Raw genomic sequence first — 19109 nt, forward strand, 5'->3', positions numbered from 1 at the left:
GAGAGCCCCGTTGATGAAACCTGCCTCCTCGCCAGCCAGGAAGTTGATCAGCGCGGAGACGTCCTGCGGCTGGGCTGGAAGGGCGGCGCTTCAATGGAAATCCCGGCTCGGGAACAGCTTCTTTGCCTGCTCCCTGGGGTGTCGCGCCCTGCCCGCTGTTCGGGTGGGCCTGACGGTCTCCCCTGCCCTCTCGGTCTCGGCGCCGATCCGCAGCCGGTGCCCGATGGTGGAAAGCCGGGCCGATAGATCCTCGATACGTTCGGCGATCAGATGGGTCACCTGCCCGTCGCGCTCGATCCGTCCCGTCACCCGCAACAGCCGCCCTGCCACCACGGCGGCGCGGAAGGTCTCGTAGATTTTCTTCCAGACCACCACATTCGCGGTGCCGGTCTCGTCTTCGAGGGTCAAGAAGACCACACCGGAGGCCGTCCCCGGACGCTGACGCGTGATGACCAGGCCTGTCATCTGAATCCGGCCGTTGGCATGCGATATCGCAGCTGCCGGCAAGCTCTCGGGCAGGTTCGGGCGCAGGATTTCCAGCGGATGAGCCCGGAGCGACAGACGCAGGGACAGATAATCCTCGATCACCTCCTGCCCTAGCGTCATCCTTGGCAGGTCGACCACGGGCTCATGCTCGCCTTCACCATCGAGGCCGAACAGCGGCAGCGGTTTAGGTGCTTTCAGAGCTTTCGCCTGCCACAGAGCGTCGCGCCGTGAGAGACCGAGAGCGGCAAAGCCATCGGCCTCGGCCAGCCGATCCAGCGCATCAGGCCTGAGCCCCGCGCGGCGCCAGACGCTTTCGACGTCCGCGTAGCCGTTACCGCGCGCAGCCTTGATCCAGATGGCATCCTCCTCACGCATCCCCTTCACCTGCCGGAAGCCAAGCCGCAGAGCGTGCGAACCATCGGCCCGGGGCTCGATCGTGCAATCCCAGACGGACTCGTTGACCGAGACAGGGCGCACCTCGACGCCATGATCGCGGGCGTCGCGCACCAGCTGGGCCGGGGCGTAGAACCCCATCGGCTGCGAGTTCAATAGCGCGCAGGTGAAGATCGCCTGATGGTGGCGTTTCAGCCAGGCAGAGACATAGACCAGCCGCGCGAAACTTGCCGCATGGCTTTCCGGGAAACCGTAGGAGCCGAAGCCCTCGATCTGGGCAAAGCAGCGCGCCGCGAAATCGGCATCATAACCGCGCTCCAGCATTCCGCCGACAAAGCGGTCCCGGAAGCCGCCGATGGTGCCCATCCGCTTGAAGGTGGCGAGCGAGCGGCGCAGCCGGTCGGCCTCGGCGGGGGTGAAGCCGGCGGCGACCACGGCGATCTGCATCGCCTGTTCCTGGAACAGGGGCACGCCATAGGTGCGGCCCAGGACCTCCATCATCGCCGGGCTCAGATCCTCGACCTTTTCGCGGCCCTGCCGGCGATTGATGAAGGGATGGACCATGCCGCCCTGGATCGGGCCCGGCCGGACGATGGCGACCTCGCAGACCAGATCATAGAATTTGCGCGGCCGCATCCGGGGCAGGAAGTTCAGCTGGGCCCGGCTTTCCACCTGGAACACCCCGATCGCGTCTGCCTTGCACAGCATGTCGTAGACCTGGCCATCCTCGGGCGGGATGTTCGCAAGTGTCAGATGCTGCTGCCGGTGATCCTCGATCAGGCCAAAGGCCTTGCGGATGGCGGTCAGCATGCCAAGCGCGAGAATATCCACCTTCAGGAGCCCGAGCGCATCGATGTCATCCTTGTCCCATTCGATGACGGTGCGATCCTCCATCGCGGCATTTTCGATGGGGCACAGCTCATCCAGCCGTCCTTGGGTGATGACGAAGCCGCCGACATGCTGCGAGAGGTGCCGGGGAAAGCCGATGATCTCGCCGATCAGCTTCACGGCAAGGGCGACGCGATGGTCTTCAGGGCTGAGACCCGCGTCGCGCAGCCGGTCTTCACCGGGGGCCGAGGAGGACCAGCCCCAGATCTGGCCCGAAAGCCGGGCGATCACATCCTGGCTGAGCCCCATGACCTTGCCGACCTCGCGGATTGCCGCCCGGGAGCGGAAATGGATCACCACGGCAGTCAGGCCCGCCCGCTCGCGCGTATAGCGATCATAGATCCACTGGATCACCTCTTCGCGGCGTTCATGTTCGAAGTCGACGTCGATATCCGGCGGCTCGCCGCGTTCCTTCGAGATGAAACGCTCAAAAATCAGGGTGATGCTTTCGGGCGGCACCTCGGTGATGCCAAGCAGATAGCAGACGACGGAGTTCGCGGCCGATCCGCGGCCTTGACAGAGGATGCCTTTTGATCGCGCAAAGCTGACGATGTCATAGACGGTCAGGAAGTAGGGGGCGTAGTCCACCTCGGCGATCAGGTGCAGTTCTTTCTCGACACGGCTGACGATTTTCGGCGGCGCACCAGCCGGATAGCGCCATGCCAGCCCTTCGCGCGCCAGCCGCTCAAGGCGGGCCTGGGCCGGTTCCCCGTCCCGGGCCTCGTCGGGATACTGATAGCGCAACTGGTCCAGGCGGAAGGCGCAGCGATCGGCGATCTCGACCGTGCGCCGCAGCACCGCCGGGTATCGGTGGAAGATGCGGGCCAGTTCGTCGCCGGATTTCAGGCGATGCTCGCCATTGGCAAGGCGCCGGTCCCCGATGGTGTCGATGGTGCAACCGGTCCGGATGCAGGTCAGCACATCGGCCAGCGGTCGCCGGTTCGAGCGGTGCATCAACACATCGCCGACTGCGACCATCGGCAAGCCGGTCGCCTGTGAGATTTCCGCCAGCCGATCGAGCCGCTCCTGATCCTGCCCGTCATAGACGGGAGCCGCGCCAAGAAAGCACTGACCGGCAAAGCGTGCCGAGATCCGGCGAAGGTCCCGCACAAAGCCGGTGGCTTCCAGTGGATCGGGAGGCAGGGCGATCAGCACCATCCCCCTGCCCCAATCCTCGAGATCGGCCAGACCGATATGGCAGCTGCCCTTTTCGGCGCGCCTTTTTCCGAGCGACAGCAGCCGCGTCAGCCGCGACCAGGCAGCCAGATCGGTTGGCAAGGCGACCCATTCGACGGGGTTGTCGGTCAGCACGAGCCGCGCACCCGGGATCAGCCGGGGCAACGAGGCCCCCTGCCGCACCTGACTTTGGCCCGCCTCTTCGGCCACCCGCGCGAGTTCCTTCAAGGCGGAGAACGCCCGAACGACACCGGCGACCGAGTTGCGGTCGGTGATGGCGATGGCCGTGAGGCCCAGTTCGGCCGCGCGCTTCACCAGTTCCTCCGGATGCGATGCGCCGCGCAGGAAGGTGAAGTTCGAGGTCACGCAGAGTTCGGCGTGAGGAATCACAGGAAGACACCTTGCGCATACCAGACCCGAGATCCCGCTTGCCCGCCCGATTGTGGCGTGCGGAAGACCCAAAGCCGGGGCCCCTCATTGGTTTCGAGCCGCCAGTAATCGCGCACACCGGAGCGCCAGGCCGGATCATCGAACCACCATTCCGGCGTGATCCGCTCGGGGCCATGCGCGCGCAAGGTGGTGAAGGCCATCCGGCGCCAGCTGAACCGGGCGGGCGGGCTGCCCGAGACCTGGGCCAGAGGCTCTTTCGGGAAAAGGGTGATCGGCCTGCGTGGGCGCCGCCTCGACGGAAACGGTTCGGCCGCCGCATAGGCGGCCGGAACGGTCAGGAAACTGCGCTCCGGAATGCGGCTGCTGGCTGGCAGGAAGCGTTGCACGGCGTCGAAGCCGAGCCGATTGCCGATCCGGGAGATCAGATCGGACAGTTCATCCTCGGCCCGCGCCTGCGCGTTGCCGATCTGTTCGGGAGCCAATGGCTCGGTCTGGACTGCGATCAATCGCAGACCGTCGATCCCGAAGCCGGAGTCGACCTCGTCGACCCCTTTGAGGAACAGCGCCGAGATTCTGACAGGGTCGCGCATTGCGCGTGCAAGTCCGATCTCCACTGTGGCGGCCGAGCGATCCACACGCAGCAGGTCCAGCCGGACAGCGCGCGCGCCCATCTGGGCCGCCGCCAGTTTGTCGCAAAGCCGCAGGAGCAGGCGGTCCAGCACGCCCATGACATCCGTTGTCAGGCCGATCGGCTCGGGCAGCGTCATCCGCACCCCGAAATGTGGCGCGTCCGCTTCAGCCGCCACCGGCTCGGCCCGCGTTCCGAGCGCCTGGTCCAGCCGGCGCAAGAGATCGGCGCCGAACCGGCGCGCCAGCGGCGCCCGGGGGACGGTGGTCAGATCGACGATCTTGTGCAACCCGAGGCGGGTAAGACCCTCGGCAACCGACGCTTCTATCCGAAGCGCGCTCACCGGCATCGGCCGAGACGGGCGAGCAACCCGCCTTCCGGGATCAGGCCTCCACCACGGCGGGCAAGCGCCCAGGCTCCACCACGGGTTTCTGCAATCGCGCTCTGTGAGGAGACCCCTGCCCTCTCGAGTCGCGCCTCGAGATCGGCCAGAAGCTCCGCCTCGCCGCCAAAGAGATGCGGCACGCCGGAAACATCGACGATCAAGCCATCCGTTCCGTCCTTCGCCGCGTGTGGCCCGTAACGGCTCGCCCATCTGCGCAAGGACTCGAGCGCCCTGCCCTCCCGGATCAGATCGGCGGGCCGGGTCGAAAGTGTCGGACAGACCGCGCGCGCATCGGCGAGTGGCATGCCACGATGGAGCCCGGCAGCCGTGGCGGCGGTATTCAGGCAATGCAGATGTTCCGCGTTTGACGCCCGGAGCGTCACCGCAAAAGGCCCCTCAACGGGGCGGTCCCTCAGGCTGATGTCGCTCGCCAGCCTGGGGAACCAGATGGACAGCAGCCGTCGTGCCATTCCAGCTCACATCATAGGTTCCAATTGTTCCCCTTTTGTTCTTTATAAGAGCCCAGAGATGACGAGTCGAGTCCGGAGGCGACGGCAGCGGATCACATTTCCAGCGGGTCTCGGCCGCATTGCTCCCCCTGCCCTCCTGGATCAGCATCAGGCCCGTGGTGACCCCGGCCTCGGCGGCGAGCTGGAGCCGTCTGCCCGCGGTCAGCGAGATGGGCTTTTCCGGCGCGGCGATGACCAGGGACACCGGCCGAGCGCGCAAAGCCTCCTCGGCGGTCCAGAGCAGATCGGTCTCGCTTCGGGCCTCTACGAGATGCAGGCGCTCGGCAACGCCGTCTGGCAGGGACCCCGGCATTGGCCGATCCCGGTCATGCGCGAGTACGATCCAGAAGACCGGCCCTGGAAATCTTGCGGCCTGGAATAGTGCGAAGCCGTTTCGCCCCCGTCCTTCGATCTCATGAACACGGGCGCTCAGGAGATGAAGCGGGTCGTCACCGGTCGCAGGCAATCGATCATGCCGGGTCCGCACGCGTGCCCTCCGCTACACTCTCAAGACGCCCATTGGCCAGCGGCCGTTGGAGCTTCAGGGCCTCGCTCGTCTCTGCGGTCAGCCAGCAGCGCCATTCTGCCGGGGTTGTGAGGATCACCGGCATGGCTTTGGGATGTATGGGGCGCACCGCGTCATTCGCCTCGCAGGTCAGAAACCCGAAGAGCTCAGCTGTCACCTCGCCTTCCTTGAGCTTCCTGACCGAGGTCCATCGGGTGCGGATCCCGGCGAAGAAGGCGAGTGGCCGATCCTGGCCGAGGGCAAACCAGACCGGGGTGTTGCGAGACGCGCCGGGGCGGGTGTCGAGTTCCGAGAAGCTGGTGAACGGGACAAGGCAGCGATGCTCCACCCCGAGCCATCGGCGCCAATGGGACGAGTGGACATTGCGAATGTTCGTGACGCCGGGATCGGTACGCCTGCCCTCCAGATAGATGTCTGGCGTCGGCATGCCCCATCGGGCCATGGTCAGCACCCAATTGCCCGCGTCACTGCGACGGATGATCGGCGCCGCATAGTCGGGGAAGATGCCGGGAGCGGATGCGAGGTTGCCCGTGGTATCGATCAGGTCTTCGTCATCCTCCAGCACTTCGCGAAAGACCTGGCGCATCGCGTCCTGGCTTTTGGTCTGGGCGTACAGGTTGCACATCATCCCACCTCGTAGCGTTCCCGTCCGAGAACAATCAACGAACCTAGCTGATTCTGGACGAGCGGTCTATCGGTCCGATTGGCGCTGGAACGCCCGCGATCAACCTTCAGGCGCGCAGCACCGATCGCACATAGGCGTCGGGATTGAGGATGTTTCCGACCTGCCTTGCCATGCGGTTCTCGAGACGCAGAAGGCCCCAGAGGCCGAGTTTACTTGCCGCGCTGACCAGGATGTCCTGGTTTATTCTCAGCATCTTTCCGAACTCAAAGGCGATGTGGGTAGCCTCCTGGGTACTGGAGGGTTCTTGGTAGAAGGCACTGACCTCGGTCAGGGCAGCCCAACTGGAAAGCGGTTCAGGACTGCGGCTTTCTTTTTTTGTATCTGACTCTTGCTCTATGTGGCGGACATTCTGTCCGTCAGAGCCGGGCGTTTGCTTCGCCATGGCGACGGGACGTGCATCTTGTGTGGCGTGATTCAGGGTCTCTGGAACGGTTTTGGTCGTGTCGTCGTGGATGGCAACCTCTCTGGATGCGGCAAGTGTCTCGGCTGCGGTGGAGCCGGGCAGGGGGGCGATTTCTCGCTCAGTCTGCTGTTCAGACACCGTCGGACGCGAGGCCTCAGAAGACAGGACCGCGGTCAGCTGTGCGAGAGCTGCGCGAGCTTCGGTAAGGGTCAGCGACGTGCGCCGCACCAGATTGCGCAATCCGTCGATGAAGGCGGCGAGAGCCTCATCAAGGGCGAGTTCAGCGCAGGCCGCGCGGAGTCTGAGGATCTGGGCCCGCAGCCCGCGCAGCTCGTCGGCTTCTTCGCGGCGGCGCTGCGCCAGCGCCAGCAGCTCATCGGCCTGGGCAAACAGCGGCGAGAGGTCCAGCCCGAAGGCGCCGATCGGTTTACCGTGCTGCATCACTGGAAAGCGTTTGCCATTGGTGCTGTCGCGGCGGCGGATCAGCCCGGCGTTTTCAAGCGTCTCGAGATGCCGGCGCAGCTGGCGGTCGGTCAGGCCCTTGGCCCGAAAGCACAGGGTTTCGTTGCTGGCATAGACCGTGAGCAGGGTGGCGGGCGTCACCGGCGCCTCGCGGCCGTCCTGCGCCTGGCAGGGCAGGCAGCTCAGCAGGGCGTCCAGCACAACGACCGCAGCCTGCCGCAACCCGAGGTCGCGGCTGCAGGTGTTGACCGCGGCCATGATCTCGCGGCGCAGGATGGGGCGAAACACCGGCTGTTGGGTGATCGAACCCATGCCGGGGAGCGAGCGCTCCGCGGGTTTGGCACAGATGTCCTGTGCCCCGGCACCAACGGCCGTGGATGTGATGTGAGTCATGCGATTTCAGACGGCAAACGAGGTCCGGTCACCGAAATCGGTGTTGCGCTGATTCGTTTTTCGGGCTACGAAATAGGTGTCAAAGCTATCGGAGCCCTCTGGAAGCATCACCGCTTTCGGGGGGTTTCTTTTTTGCCTGAAGTCTGCTCCTTTCTGATTGTTTCTTGTTGCTGTCCGTTAATCTTGGGTGGCCTGATGTTGACCAGTGGTCAATTTAGGTCAAGATTCGGACCCATTTTGACCAGTGGTCAACTTGGTCATGCCCCATCATCCAGGAAGTCCGCGAGAAGCTGTTCGAGCCGATCGTCAAGGAAGGCTGAGAAAGCTTTCAGGTCCTCGCCAGAGGACCGGACGACGATCTTCCCGGGCGCAACCTCGATCTTCACGCGACCTTCTGCAATCGCCCTAGTAACGCTGACTGGCGGAGTCGGATCGGGCTTCTGGGTAAGCGCGCGGATCAGGCCGTTCAGCCTGTCGCTGCTGGGGGCATTTGCCGGTATCATTGCAATAAGCGCGTTCTCATCGAGGTCCTCACGCACTTTCAGAAGGTCCCGCAGTTGTTGCCAAGGGCGGCGGCCAGAGTCATGAGCCGGGCCGATCCGGTCGATAACAGCGCGCGGCACGTCAGCCACCACGCCCAGCATCCGGCTGATCGTCGTCTTGTCGACCGCGAGCACCTCCATGATGTCTTCGCGAGAGAACTCGTGACGCAGGAGCTGCTCCGCGTAGACCGACTGTTCGATGAAGCTGCGCTGGAGACGGGCCGCGTTCTCAAGCCCTTGGGAGATCAGCGCCTCTCGGTCACTGAGTTCCGCAATATGTGCAAGAACCTGAATGCCGAGTTGTCGACACGCCTCGATCCGTCGCCGGCCATAGACCACCTCGTAGGGCAGGGGGGCCTGAGGGGTGCGGCGGAGCAAGACCGGTAGCTTCTGTCCGGACGCACTGATCGAATTGACGAGGTCCTCCAGGCCGTCTTGAACGTCAAACCTGTCCCTGACGGCGCTTTCCGAAATCTGGGCGGGGTCGATCTGACGGGCAGCGCCCGCGCTGAGCTGATCGAGACCGCGTTGAACATCGAGTACCCCGGAAAGCTTCCGAGGTTTCTGCTCTTCCTCGGTCGCAGCAGCCTTGCCGTCCCGGACAGCCTTGAGGCTGCTAGCGAGCAGGTTCTTTCGCATCAGCCTCTCCCCCAGTTCCGCTGGAGCATCGTGTGAAGCTCCTCGGTCACCTCGTGCACGGACTGGATCGCCCGCTCATAAGTCTTACGGTTGCGCATCTCCCCAAGCTCGACCTCGAGCACGGTCTGCTGTGAGACGCCGGCCTCGCTGATCGCGGCGGACTTCAGGAAGGCGGATTTCATGACTGCTTCGCCGAACAGGTCTCGAATGAACGAGGCGAAGTCGACTTGGGTTGCCACGTTCGTGTCGAAGCGACTCAGCAAGAAGCGGAAATTGTCGAACAGGCCGACCCCGGCGCTTTCGTGCAAGACCTCGGTCAACGAGGATGCCATGTTGAGGAACTGGGCCGCCGAAGCGAGATCGACGCGCTCCGGGATGATCGTCATGACGATATTCTGAGCGGCGCATATGGCGGACAGGGTCATGTAGCCGAGCTGTGGCGGGCAGTCGAGGATGACCACGTCATAGTCATCCTTCACCGCCTGGAGCGCGGAGCGGATCTTGTCAAAGAAGACGGGTAGCTCACCCTTGCTGAGTGCAGCCGGCGTTTCGTGTTCGAACTCGGCGACCTGGATGCCGCCGGGCACAAGGTCGAGGTTTTGGAAATAGCTGCGCTTGATCACATCAGTGATGGGCTTCGGACCCTCACCCGTCTCCCGGTCCCGATAGCGGATGACATCATACAGCGAGCCGCCGTCGAAAAAGTCGAGCTCAGGCTGGTAGCCGAAGAAGGTCGTCAGAGATGCCTGCGGGTCGCAGTCCACTGCAAGCACTCGATAGCCCCGCATCGCGAGGTCCTGGGCTGCGTGAATTGCGGTTGAGGTCTTCCCGGACCCGCCCTTGAAGTTCACGAAGGCGATGACTTGGGTGGGGTCATCCGCGCTACGTCGCCCGGGGCGGAACTGGTCCGGGTTCTTCGCAGTCGAAGCCAGCACCCGACGGATCTCATGGATCTTTTCTGCCGAATATTTTCGACGCCCGCCCGGACCCATCTCGACTTCGGGAATCCGGCCTTCGTGATGGGCTTTTCTCAGGTAACCGTCAGCGACGCCGAGATAATAGCTCGCCTCGCCGGCTGAAAATGTCCGGAGTGTCTTGATCTCATGTGGCGCAAACGAACTCTCTGAAAGCACCTTGAGCGCCGTGGTAAGGTCCCTCGCGAAGCCCAAAAGGTGCTCGTGTAGCGCCTGTGTCATCTGTCCGCTCTCGCTGCTCGGTGGGGTTCGGAACGGTAACCACCCGAATTTTTCGCTTATTGCGTCCACTCTATGCCGATAGGTTGGTCAGAGAGCAAGAAAAGTTTGCTGCAATCGGAACGGAAGTTCACGGTGATTGTGGCCATCAACCGTTCCAACGCTTCACATGAAGGTTCAGGTTTACTGTGCAACATATTGATATAAATTTAGAAAAGATATCCACAGCCTTATCAACGGGACTGCCTCTTGGCGTGCGGGGTGCAGGACTGTCCTGGATCTTGGATTTGGCGGCTGGAACGCCGGATTGTAAAGAGATGGTGGATCGGCGTCCGGTGATGCCTGCTGGGCACCGAACGATTCTCTGCGACTTGGGCGGCATGCAGGCCGAGCGTTGCGCCCTCGAGGTCACTGAGACGAAAGGTCTTTGCAGCTCCCCCCCGCCTTCCAAGCCGTTGGCGTCCTGTGGACTCCTGCACTACGCGCACGGGCCCACTTACACATGGCGGCAGATCCGGAAGTCTGCTCCGTACGAGGGTCGTAGACCCACGCATGATTGCCTTTCCGAAGCTAGAGGCATATGGTAGTCCAACAGAGCACCGGAGATCACCATGGGCGTCCACAAGCAAAGCGTCAGCTTTACGGAATCCGCGTTCGACCATGTGCAATCGCTGGTCGCAGCGGGCGAATACCCGAATGTCAGCGCCGCCGTTTCGGGCGAGCTCGCCCGCGCGCGGTCGGCCCGCTTGCGCGATCAGGCGCTGCTGGAGGCCGAGGTTCAGCGGCGTCTGGCCCTGCCGCCCGATCAGTGGCAGGCGATGGACAGCCCGGCGGAGATCACCACCGAAGCCCGCGACTGGCTTGCCCGGCGTTGATGCGCCTTCGCCGTCATTCCCTCGTGGCGCAGGATCTGCGCGCCATGGCCGAACATGTCTACACCGTCAGCGGTGATGTCGATGCTGCCTTGCGCCGACTGGATCAGGTCGAAGCGTTGCTGGCGGACATTCTTGCTCAACCTGCATTGGGGGCACGCCTTGGCGCGCCGCTTGCGGGCTGGCAGGTGCGCCAAGGCGGGGCAGGGCGGGCGCTGACGGTGGTCTACCGGGTCGAGGGCGACTGGGTCTCGATCGTTCTGGTCGCCTTCGGAGGACAGGACTGGCTGACCCGCAGTGCAGGGCGGAACGCATCAACCGGGGGGTAACCTGACGGGTTCTCGATGGTCTGATCGGCGGCGTCTGAGCCTGGCGACGGACGCTTGATGCGGGGCTACGCCACCACATCCGATAAGGCAACCTTATCGGATATAGACCACTTCGGCCAGGTAATGCGCATTCGTGAGGCTTTATGATCATAAAAGGCATGGAGAGGCCAGAATTTTACGACGCGAAAGAAGCTGAAATCTTCGCAGGACGGCCAGGATCACTTCCAGTAAGGCGCCGCGTCTGAGGCTATAGCAGTCCGTTGCGCTGCGGGCCGCCGGTCATCAGGCTATAGGCCTCGATCAGGGCGGGATCGGCCGGGCGGCCCGGGCGCAGGTGGTATAGCAGCGCATCCAGAAACACCCGGGTCTTTTGCGGCATCAGGCGGCGGCTGGGAAACACTGCCCGCACGGTGACCGGCTGCAAGCCCCATTCGGGCAGCAATCGCACCAGGCGGCCCTGGCGCTGGAAGTCCTCGGCGAACAGGGTTGGCAGCACGGCAATGCCGGCGCCCGTCAGCACCATCCGGCGCAAGAGATCATAGGAATTGGCGCCCATCCGGCGGCCGGCCATGTCCACCGTCACCGCCCGGCCGCGCAAGCTCAGCGGCCAGGGCAGCGCGGCCCCGGCACTGATCAGGGCCAGCAACTCGAACCGGGCCAGATCCGTTGCACCCTGCGGCGCGCCCCGGCGCTGCAGATAGGCCGGCGCCGCATAGAGCCCCAGATCCAGATCGGTCAGATGGCGGGCGATCAGATGTTGCGAGGCATCGCCCTCGCCCACCCGGATCGCCAGATCGTAGCCTTCGGCGATCACATCGACATAGCGCGGCGACAGGTCCAGATCGAGCTGCACCTCGGGCCAGGCGGCGCTGAAGGCGGCCAGCATCGGGCCCAGCACGATGCTGGCCAGATCGGCGGGCACAGAGACCCGCAACCGGCCCGACGGCGTCTGCTGCCGGTGTTCCGCCACCTCGGCCACGCGCTCGGCCTCTTGGGCGATCTGCTCAGCGGCGCCCAGGATGCGCTGCCCCATCTCGGTCATCACGATGCGGCGGGTGGTGCGCTGCAGCACCTTTTCGCCCAGCCGCGCCTCCAGCTCGCCAATACGGCGCGACAGGGTGGATTTGGGAATCCCGCTCTGCTTGGCGGCCTCGGAAAACCCGCCGGCATTCACCACCAGGGCGAAATACATCAGGTCGGTCGGATCAGGCGGCAAGGGCATGGCGGATCATTGTCCTGATTTCGGGACAGTGAAACCCGGAATTTTTCCTGTGGCAACCCCGATATCCGATGTAATCTTGGCAAAATGCAAAAGGGAGTCGCGGTTTGACGCCTCATCTTGTTTCACTATTGGAACGTGCACTTGTCTGGGAAAGCGCCGTCGGCTGGACGCCGGAATGCCTGGACGAAGGGCCCTCGATGCTGCCCCGCTATCACGCCTCGGGCTTCAGCTATCTGTCGATGACCATCGGCGCCGATTGGGACCGGCCAGAGCCGACCCTGCGCCATTTCGCCCAGCAGCGGCGTTACTTCGAGAACCGCAGCGATCTGTGCCAGATCGTGGACTCGGTCGAGGACATCCGCGCCGCAAAGCGCGATGGCAAGCTGGGCATCGGCTTTCACCTGCAGGGCGCCAGTCCGCTGGGCTATGACCCGGCGCTGATCGACACCTGGTATCGGCTGGGCATCCGCTGGATGATCCTGTGCTACAACACCCGCAACCCGCTGGGCGATGGCTGCCACGAGCCGGAAAATGCCGGCCTGTCGCTGCTGGGCCGCGCCTTCGTGGCCGAGGCGAACCGGGTGGGCATGATGCTGGACATCAGCCATGCCGGCATCCGCACCTCGCTGGACATCATCGAGCTGTCGGAAAAGCCGGTGGTCGCCAGCCATTCCAGCGCAAGGGCGGTCAAGAACCACGAACGCAACGTCACCGACGAGCAGATCCGCGCGCTGGCGGCCAAGGGGGGCGTCGTCGGGATCAATTCCATCGGCGCCTTCCTGACCGATGACAACAGCTCGGGCGTCGGGGCGGTGATGCGCCATATCGACCATATCGCCCAGCTGGTCGGCCCGCAGCATGTCGGGCTGGGGCTGGACACGGTGTTCTATCAACCCTTCATGACCAAGCTCTATGACTCCGGCCCGCTGATGGCGCAGCGCGGCTATCCGCGCCCGCCCTGGGCCGATGTCAAACCCGAGGCACTGCCCGAACTGGTCGAGGCGCTGGACCGCCATGGCTATGACGAGGCGGCGATCCTGGGGATCCTTGGCGAGAACTTCCTGCGCGTTGCCGCGCAGACATGGCGACCCACCCATCAAAGGACAGACGCATGAGCTTCAAGACCCTGCGGCTTGCCGCCGCCATCGCCCTGACCGCCGTTGCGGCCCAGGCCGAGACGAAACACATCGCCATTGCCAGCTTTGGCGAACATCCCGCGCTGAACCAGGTTGCCGAAGGCTTCAAGGAGCGCATGGCCGAACTGGGCCATGCCGAGGGAACGGCCGTCAGCTACAGCTTCAACCATGCCAATTTCGACCGCACGCTGATCCCGCAGGTGCTGGCCAAGGTCGAGGCGGAAAAGCCGGCGCTGGTGCTGGCGATCACCACGGGGCTCAATCAGGCAGCGGTGCGCGGGATCAGCGACAAGTCGATCCCGATCGTCTTTGCCTCGGTCGTCGATCCGGTCGTTGCCGGGATCGTGCCGGACTGGCAGCACGGATCGGCCACCAGCACCGGCGCATCGATGATGCCGGATTTCGATGCGACGCTGGCCTATCTGAAACAGGTGATCCCCGGCATCAAGGCCGTCGGCACGCTGTTCAACCCCGGCGAGGACAACGACGCCACCAACATGGAGCTGCTGACCAAGGCCGGCGAAAAGGCGGGCATCCGTATCGTCGGCGTTCCGGTCGAGGCCGCCGCCGATCTGCCCCAGCGGGTCCAGAGCTTTGCCGGACAGGTCGATGCGGTGTTCCTGATCCAGTCGAACGTGGTGCAGACGGCGGTGCCGATCGTCGCCCAGGTGGCGCAGCGTATCAGGATGCCGCTGTTCAATTCGGTGTTCAGCCCCGATCTCAAGGATCAGCTGGCAGGCTTCCATGCGATTTCCTACCGCAAGAACGGTGTTCATGCCGCCGATATCGCCGACCGCATCCTCAAGGGCGAAAAGCCGGCCGACAATGCGCCCTATGTGCCGGTCGCCGGGGATTTCGACAGCTATGTCAGCGTCAAGGGCATGGAGGCTGTCGGCCTGCCGATCCCCGATGCCCTGAAGGACAGCCCGTGGCTGCTGAAGTGAGCGCAGGCACGGCGAAGGGGGGCGATACCCCCCTTCTGGCGCTGCGCGGGCTGCGCAAGACCTTTGGCGGCGGGCTGCCCGGCGCGCGGCCGGCGCTGGACGGGGTGGACCTGTCGCTGGCGCCGGGGGATTTCGCGGTGATCATCGGCTCGAACGGGGCGGGAAAGTCGACGCTGCTGAACAGCATCGCCGGCACTTTCGCCCTTGATGCCGGCACCATCGCGCTGTCCGGTCGCGACATCACCCGACTGGCCGGGCACCGCCGCGCCGGCATGATCACGCGGGTCTTTCAGGATCCGATGATCGGCACCGCCGCCGCCATGACGATCGAGGAAAACCTGGCCCTTGCCGAACGGCGCGGGCAGCCGCGCCGCCTGCGGCTGGCGCTGGACCGCCGACGCCGCGACAGCTATCGCGACCGGCTGCGTCCGCTGGCGCTTGGGCTGGAGGATCGGCTGACGACGCCCGTTGCGCTGCTTTCGGGCGGGCAGCGTCAGGCGCTGTCGCTGATCATGGCGGTCATGTCGCGCCCGGCACTGCTGTTGCTGGACGAACATACCGCCGCGCTGGACCCGCGCACCGCCGAGATCGTGATGGAGGCCACCTTGCGCGTGGTGGCCGAACAGGGGCTGACCGCGCTGATGGTGACGCACAACATGCGGCAGGCCATCGAGACCGGCAACCGGCTGGTGATGATGGATGCCGGCCGCATCAGGCTGGACATTGCGGGGCCGGAAAAATCGGCGCTGACCGCCGCCGATCTGGTGGAAAAGTTCCGTATCGACAATGACCGAATGCTGCTGGGAAGCTGAGCCATGACCGTGATCGACGCCTTCCTGAACCTGATCCCGGTGACCTTTGCGCAAAGCCTGATGTATTCCTTCGTCGTGATGGGGATCATGATCCCGTTCCGGCTGCTCAGCTTTCCCGACCTGACCAGCGAGGGGGCGTTCCCCCTGGGCGGCTGCGTCTGCGCCGCGCTGATCCTGGCCGGCTGGAACCCGTTTGCGGCAACTGTCGTGGCCTTTGGCGCCGGGGTGCTGGCCGGTATGGCAACGGCGTTGATCCACCTGCAATTCCGGCTGAACTCGCTGCTGGCGGGTATCCTGGTGTTCACCGCGCTTTACAGCGTCAACATGCGGGTGATGGGCCGGTCCAACGTGGCGCTGTTTTCCGCCGACAGCATCTTCCTGCAGATCAGCCCGGCGATCCTGGGCTCGGTCGCCTTGCAGATTGCGGTCTTTGCCGTGCTGGTGGTGGCCATGCTGCTGGCGCTGCGCTGGTTTCTGGCGACCGAGGCCGGAGCCGCGTTGCGGGTGGTGGGCATCAACCCCGATCTGGCGCCCTCGCTGGGCATCAACCTGTGGGTCTGGACCCTGGTAGGGCTGGGCCTTGCCAACGGGCTGTCCGCCTTTGGCGGCGCGCTGGTCGTGCAGTTGCAGGGCTTTGCCGATATCGGCATGGGCATGGGGCTGCTTATCAACGGCCTTGCCTCGCTCGTGATCGGGGAAACGGTGGTCGGCCGCCAGACCATCACCCGCCAGCTGCTGGCTCCGGTGGTCGGGGCGGCGATCTATTACCAGTTCGTCTCGCTCGGCCTGGCGCTTGGCCTGCAACCCAGCGATCTGAAGCTGGTGACGGCCGTCTTCGTGCTGCTGACGCTGGGCCTGCCGGCCCTGCGCCGCGGCGGGTCCAGCGGGCGCGAAAAGCTGCACGCCTGATCGGCCTCAGAGCATTGTCTGAGCAACGCAGGATCTGCGGTGCGGTCGGTCACAATAGTATCCGCCGGCCGCACTCGAACACTGCGTCGATCACTCCGCGAACGCGATCGGAACGCAGCCTCCATTCCTGCCGTGAGGCTGCATCGCATTGTCGAGCTCCACCGATAGCTACGGCTGTGCTATCGGCCAGCGGCTCTCGCCCCGGCAGGTGCGGCATTCGGGGATGAGCTGCTGGCGCAGCGCCTTTGTATCTCCGCTAAGTAGCGTCTCGGCGAGAGTCTGGCCTGCACCCGCCATCATCAGGACGGCTGCAGCCCTTCGTTGTTGAACGGCTTGCAATAAGGACCCCGCTTCTGGGGTGATCGGCGTCCAAAAGGGACCCCACCGACCGGGGGTTGGGTCCATTGTGCCTTCGATGATTATCGGAGTCCGAGCGCGGGATGCTGATCGTGGAGACAATCGCAAAAATCAGGCGGCTGCATTTTACCGAGGGCAAGGGGATCAAGACGATCTGCCGTGACCTGAAGCTGTCGAAGAAGGTGGTGCGGAAGGTGATCCGCACCGGGATTACCGAGTTCACATATACCCGGACGGTGCAGCCGCGCCCGAAGCTTGGTGCCTGGCTGGGGGAGTTGAACCGGCTGCTTGAGGTGAACGCCGCGCGGGCCAGCAGGGAACGGCAGTCCCTGACACAGATCTACGAAGAACTGAGCGGTCTCGGCTATGAAGGTGGTTATGATGCGGTGCGCCGCTACGCCTCGAACTGGGCGCGCAATCAGAGCTCGGGCGCATCTTCTGCGTTCGTGCCCCTGAGCTTTGCGCCCGGTGAAGCCTATCAGTTCGACTGGAGCCACGAGGTTGTCGTGATCGATGGGGCGACGACCACCATCAAAGTGGCCCATGTTCGCCTGTGCCACAGCCGGATGTTCTTTGTGCGGGCCTATCCGCGCGAGACGCAGGAGATGGTGTTCGATGCCCACGACAGGGCTTTCGCCTTCTTCAAGGGCACCTGCACCCGTGGGATTTACGACAACATGAAGACGGCGGTGGAGACCATCTTCACCGGCAAGGAACGCCTCTACAATCGTCGGTTCCTGCAGATGGCCAGCCATTATCTGGTCGAACCTGTTGCCTGCACCCCTGCTGCGGGTTGGGAGAAAGGCCAGGTGGAGAGCCAGGTCGGCACTGTCCGTCAGCGGTTCTTCGCGCCCCGCGTCAGGGTCAAAAGCTACGAGGAACTGAATGCCTGGCTGCTGGACAAGTGCATCGCCTCGGCCAGAACCAGCAAGCATCCGGAGCTGACGGACAAAACCGTCTGGCAGGTCTTCCAGGAAGAGCGCCCACACCTTGTTCCCTATGCCGGGCGCTTCGACGGCTTCCATTCGCTGCCTGCGGCGGTCTCAAAAACCTGCCTCGTGCGCTTCGATAACAACAAATACTCAGTCGCGGCAACGGCTGTCGGGCGGCAGGTCGAGGTCAGGGCCTATGCGGAACGGATCGAGATCCGGCAGGAGGGCCGACTGGTCGGAGACCATCCGCGTCACTTCGGCCGAGACCGAACCGTTTACAATCCCTGGCATTATGTGCCTGTTCTGCTTCGCAAACCCGGGGCGCTGCGTAACGGCGCACCGTTCAAGGACTGGGTTCTTCCCGGAGCTCTTGAACAGATCCGCCGCAAGCTGCAGGGCTCCTCGGATGGCGACCGCCAGATGGTGAAGATCCTCGGCGCGGTGCTGACGGAAGGAATGCCTGCGGTGCAAAAGGCATGCGCCGAAGCACTCTCGCAGGGCGTTCACTCCGCCGATGTAATCCTCAATATTCTATCCCGCAGGCGAGATCCGGAACCACCACCGCTTCTGCTGACCTCTCCGGCCTTGCGCCTGACCCATGAGCCTGTGGCGGACTGCGCCCGCTATGACCTGCTGCGGAGGGCCAGTTGATGGATCGTGCTGACATCATGGCCGCAATGGGCGAGTTGAAGCTCTACGGGATGCGCGCCGCTTATGACGAACTCATGGCGGTGGCTGTGCGCCGCCAGCACGAACCCCGCCAGATCGTCGGAGATCTTCTGGCCGCCGAGATCAACGAGAAGAAAGCGCGGTCGGTCAAATACCAGATCACTACCGCCAAGCTGCCCTATGCCCGGGAGATCGAGGAGTTCACCTTCGATGACACCCCAATCAACGAGACCTTGGTGCGAGATCTGGCCAGCGGGGAGTTCCTCAGCCAACAGCGCAATGTCGTGCTGGTTGGCGGCACGGGCACCGGCAAGACACATATCTCCGTGGCCATAGCGCGCGCGGTCATCCGCAATGGTGCCCGGGGCAGGTTCTTCAATGTCGTCGATCTGGTGAACAGGCTGGAGGCCGAGGCCCGTGCCGGACGGGCAGGCCGGCTTGCAGAACATCTGATGCGGCTCGACTTCGTCATTCTCGATGAACTCGGATACCTCCCATTCGCGCAGTCCGGAGGCCAGTTGCTGTTCCATCTGATCAGCAAGCTCTACGAGCAGACTTCCGTCATCGTCACCACCAACCTGGCATTCGGCGAGTGGCCGACCGTCTTTGGGGACGCAAAAATGACCACCGCGCTGCTCGACCGGCTAACCCACCACTGCGACATCGTTGAAACCGGCAACGACAGTTGGCGCATTAAAACCCGAGCCTGAATGCCCGCCGAAACGCAGGCCCGCGTCGGCTGCGCCAGTTGGCAAGCTACGCCGCCACGGGCCTGCTCACCCGCGCACCAAAGGGGTCACTTTTGGACGCCGATCAGGGGGCCCGTTTGGATGCCGATTGACACCTCGCGACCCCAAACGCCGAGGCCGCATAATGCCACAAGTCACACAGCTATGCGTAAGGGGTGCCTGGTCCCCACCTTCTGCTTGATTGGTTAACCTGCGACTGCGCGCCTGTTGGATATCGGGCGGGAGTTTCGCGATGGCGACTACGGTGGAGTTTCTCAGGGACTACGGGGTTGAGATACGGGCCAATGGCCAGAAGCGATGGCCGGACGAGGTCAAGGCGCAGATCGTTGCGGAAACTCTGAAGCCTGGCGTGACGGTGAACGCGGTTGCGGCACGGTATGGGCTTCGGGCGAACCATCTGTCGGAATGGCGCGGTCGGGCGCGGGACGGGAAGCTGGTTCTGCCTGCGCCGGAGCAGGATGGCTTTTGCTTTGCGCCTCT

At 64.0% G+C, this 19109-nt stretch carries 18 protein-coding genes; 9 read left to right on the forward strand and 9 right to left on the reverse strand.

Going from position 1 to position 19109, the window contains the following annotated elements:
* Positions 1 to 90: 90 nt before the first annotated feature.
* The 8 genes from G481_RS0115775 to repA form a co-directional block, all read right to left on the reverse strand.
* A complete protein-coding gene (locus G481_RS0115775; RefSeq protein WP_028030892.1) occupies positions 91 to 3330 on the reverse strand; it encodes an error-prone DNA polymerase in 3240 nt (1079 codons plus the stop codon).
* Positions 3330 to 4310 carry a DinB/UmuC family translesion DNA polymerase gene (locus G481_RS24090; protein WP_342666592.1) on the reverse strand — a complete coding sequence of 327 codons (981 nt, stop codon included), beginning with the start codon at positions 4308 to 4310 and terminating at the stop codon, positions 3330 to 3332. Before G481_RS24090 ends, G481_RS0115775 begins: the two co-directional genes overlap by 1 nt.
* On the reverse strand, positions 4301 to 4816 hold the full coding sequence (locus G481_RS26930; RefSeq protein WP_342666593.1) for a Y-family DNA polymerase: 516 nt from the start codon (positions 4814 to 4816) through the stop codon (positions 4301 to 4303). Before G481_RS26930 ends, G481_RS24090 begins: the two co-directional genes overlap by 10 nt.
* On the reverse strand, positions 4743 to 5168 hold the full coding sequence (locus tag G481_RS26245) for an ImuA family protein (protein WP_245594986.1): 426 nt from the start codon (positions 5166 to 5168) through the stop codon (positions 4743 to 4745). Before G481_RS26245 ends, G481_RS26930 begins: the two co-directional genes overlap by 74 nt.
* A gap of 157 nt (positions 5169 to 5325) precedes the next feature.
* A complete protein-coding gene (locus G481_RS0115790) occupies positions 5326 to 6006 on the reverse strand; it encodes an SOS response-associated peptidase (protein WP_028030894.1) in 681 nt (226 codons plus the stop codon).
* Between the two features lie 106 nt (positions 6007 to 6112).
* Complete coding sequence (locus G481_RS25200; protein ID WP_051294580.1) at positions 6113 to 7324, reverse strand: helix-turn-helix domain-containing protein; 1212 nt, start codon at positions 7322 to 7324, stop codon at positions 6113 to 6115.
* Between the two features lie 257 nt (positions 7325 to 7581).
* Complete coding sequence (gene repB / locus G481_RS24100) at positions 7582 to 8505, reverse strand: plasmid partitioning protein RepB (protein ID WP_051294581.1); 924 nt, start codon at positions 8503 to 8505, stop codon at positions 7582 to 7584.
* On the reverse strand, positions 8505 to 9701 hold the full coding sequence (repA, locus tag G481_RS0115805) for a plasmid partitioning protein RepA (RefSeq protein ID WP_028030895.1): 1197 nt from the start codon (positions 9699 to 9701) through the stop codon (positions 8505 to 8507). The genes repB and repA overlap by 1 nt, the downstream gene beginning before the upstream one ends.
* A gap of 608 nt (positions 9702 to 10309) precedes the next feature.
* Here repA and G481_RS0115810 point away from each other — a divergent pair.
* Both G481_RS0115810 and G481_RS0115815 read left to right on the forward strand, forming a co-directional pair.
* The gene (locus G481_RS0115810; RefSeq protein WP_028030896.1) at positions 10310 to 10573 is read left to right on the forward strand and encodes a hypothetical protein; all 264 of its coding nucleotides are present in this window, start codon (positions 10310 to 10312) and stop codon (positions 10571 to 10573) included.
* Positions 10573 to 10899 (forward strand): type II toxin-antitoxin system RelE/ParE family toxin, encoded by a 327-nt coding sequence (locus G481_RS0115815; protein ID WP_028030897.1) that lies wholly within the window; start codon positions 10573 to 10575, stop codon positions 10897 to 10899. The genes G481_RS0115810 and G481_RS0115815 overlap by 1 nt, the downstream gene beginning before the upstream one ends.
* Before the next feature lie 247 nt (positions 10900 to 11146).
* Here the strand turns inward: G481_RS0115815 and G481_RS24105 are convergent, their stop codons facing one another.
* Positions 11147 to 12121, reverse strand: a complete 975-nt coding sequence (locus G481_RS24105) for a LysR family transcriptional regulator (RefSeq protein WP_084450994.1) — start codon at positions 12119 to 12121, stop codon at positions 11147 to 11149.
* 104 nt (positions 12122 to 12225) lie between these two features.
* Here G481_RS24105 and G481_RS0115825 point away from each other — a divergent pair, with 104 nt between their 5' ends.
* From G481_RS0115825 to G481_RS0115855, 7 genes are all read left to right on the forward strand, one after another.
* Complete coding sequence (locus G481_RS0115825) at positions 12226 to 13236, forward strand: dipeptidase (RefSeq protein WP_028030898.1); 1011 nt, start codon at positions 12226 to 12228, stop codon at positions 13234 to 13236.
* Positions 13233 to 14201: an ABC transporter substrate-binding protein gene (locus G481_RS24110; protein WP_051294584.1), complete on the forward strand. Its 969-nt coding sequence runs from the start codon at positions 13233 to 13235 to the stop codon at positions 14199 to 14201. The genes G481_RS0115825 and G481_RS24110 overlap by 4 nt, the downstream gene beginning before the upstream one ends.
* Positions 14186 to 15013, forward strand: a complete 828-nt coding sequence (locus G481_RS0115835) for an ABC transporter ATP-binding protein (RefSeq protein WP_245594987.1) — start codon at positions 14186 to 14188, stop codon at positions 15011 to 15013. The genes G481_RS24110 and G481_RS0115835 overlap by 16 nt, the downstream gene beginning before the upstream one ends.
* 3 nt (positions 15014 to 15016) lie before the next feature.
* Positions 15017 to 15922 carry an ABC transporter permease gene (locus G481_RS0115840; protein WP_028030900.1) on the forward strand — a complete coding sequence of 302 codons (906 nt, stop codon included), beginning with the start codon at positions 15017 to 15019 and terminating at the stop codon, positions 15920 to 15922.
* 440 nt (positions 15923 to 16362) lie between these two features.
* The gene (istA, locus tag G481_RS0115845) at positions 16363 to 17862 is read left to right on the forward strand and encodes an IS21 family transposase (protein ID WP_028030901.1); all 1500 of its coding nucleotides are present in this window, start codon (positions 16363 to 16365) and stop codon (positions 17860 to 17862) included.
* Positions 17862 to 18590, forward strand: a complete 729-nt coding sequence (gene istB, locus G481_RS0115850; RefSeq protein ID WP_028030902.1) for an IS21-like element helper ATPase IstB — start codon at positions 17862 to 17864, stop codon at positions 18588 to 18590. The genes istA and istB overlap by 1 nt, the downstream gene beginning before the upstream one ends.
* Before the next feature lie 271 nt (positions 18591 to 18861).
* Positions 18862 to 19109 (forward strand): transposase (locus tag G481_RS0115855; RefSeq protein WP_028030903.1); only part of this gene is annotated, 248 nt, incomplete at its 3' end.

Origin of the sequence: Gemmobacter nectariphilus DSM 15620, from assembly GCF_000429765.1 — a bacterium.
In the GTDB taxonomy this organism is placed as follows: Bacteria; Pseudomonadota; Alphaproteobacteria; order Rhodobacterales; family Rhodobacteraceae; genus Wagnerdoeblera; species Wagnerdoeblera nectariphila.

Bases quoted from the DNA above. Each gene is read 5' to 3' on its own strand.
- G481_RS24090 (WP_342666592.1), bottom strand. From the start codon at position 4,310: ATGCCGGTGAGCGCGCTTCGGATAGAAGCGTCGGTTGCCGAGGGTCTT.
- G481_RS26930 (WP_342666593.1), bottom strand. From the start codon at position 4,816: ATGGCACGACGGCTGCTGTCCATCTGGTTCCCCAGGCTGGCGAGCGAC.
- G481_RS26245 (WP_245594986.1), bottom strand. From the start codon at position 5,168: ATGCCGGGGTCCCTGCCAGACGGCGTTGCCGAGCGCCTGCATCTCGTA.
- G481_RS0115790 (WP_028030894.1), bottom strand. From the start codon at position 6,006: ATGTGCAACCTGTACGCCCAGACCAAAAGCCAGGACGCGATGCGCCAG.
- G481_RS25200 (WP_051294580.1), bottom strand. From the start codon at position 7,324: ATGACTCACATCACATCCACGGCCGTTGGTGCCGGGGCACAGGACATC.
- repB (WP_051294581.1), bottom strand. From the start codon at position 8,505: ATGCGAAAGAACCTGCTCGCTAGCAGCCTCAAGGCTGTCCGGGACGGC.
- repA (WP_028030895.1), bottom strand. From the start codon at position 9,701: ATGACACAGGCGCTACACGAGCACCTTTTGGGCTTCGCGAGGGACCTT.
- G481_RS0115810 (WP_028030896.1), top strand. From the start codon at position 10,310: ATGGGCGTCCACAAGCAAAGCGTCAGCTTTACGGAATCCGCGTTCGAC.
- G481_RS0115815 (WP_028030897.1), top strand. From the start codon at position 10,573: ATGCGCCTTCGCCGTCATTCCCTCGTGGCGCAGGATCTGCGCGCCATG.
- G481_RS24105 (WP_084450994.1), bottom strand. From the start codon at position 12,121: ATGCCCTTGCCGCCTGATCCGACCGACCTGATGTATTTCGCCCTGGTG.
- G481_RS24110 (WP_051294584.1), top strand. From the start codon at position 13,233: ATGAGCTTCAAGACCCTGCGGCTTGCCGCCGCCATCGCCCTGACCGCC.
- G481_RS0115840 (WP_028030900.1), top strand. From the start codon at position 15,017: ATGACCGTGATCGACGCCTTCCTGAACCTGATCCCGGTGACCTTTGCG.
- istA (WP_028030901.1), top strand. From the start codon at position 16,363: ATGCTGATCGTGGAGACAATCGCAAAAATCAGGCGGCTGCATTTTACC.
- istB (WP_028030902.1), top strand. From the start codon at position 17,862: ATGGATCGTGCTGACATCATGGCCGCAATGGGCGAGTTGAAGCTCTAC.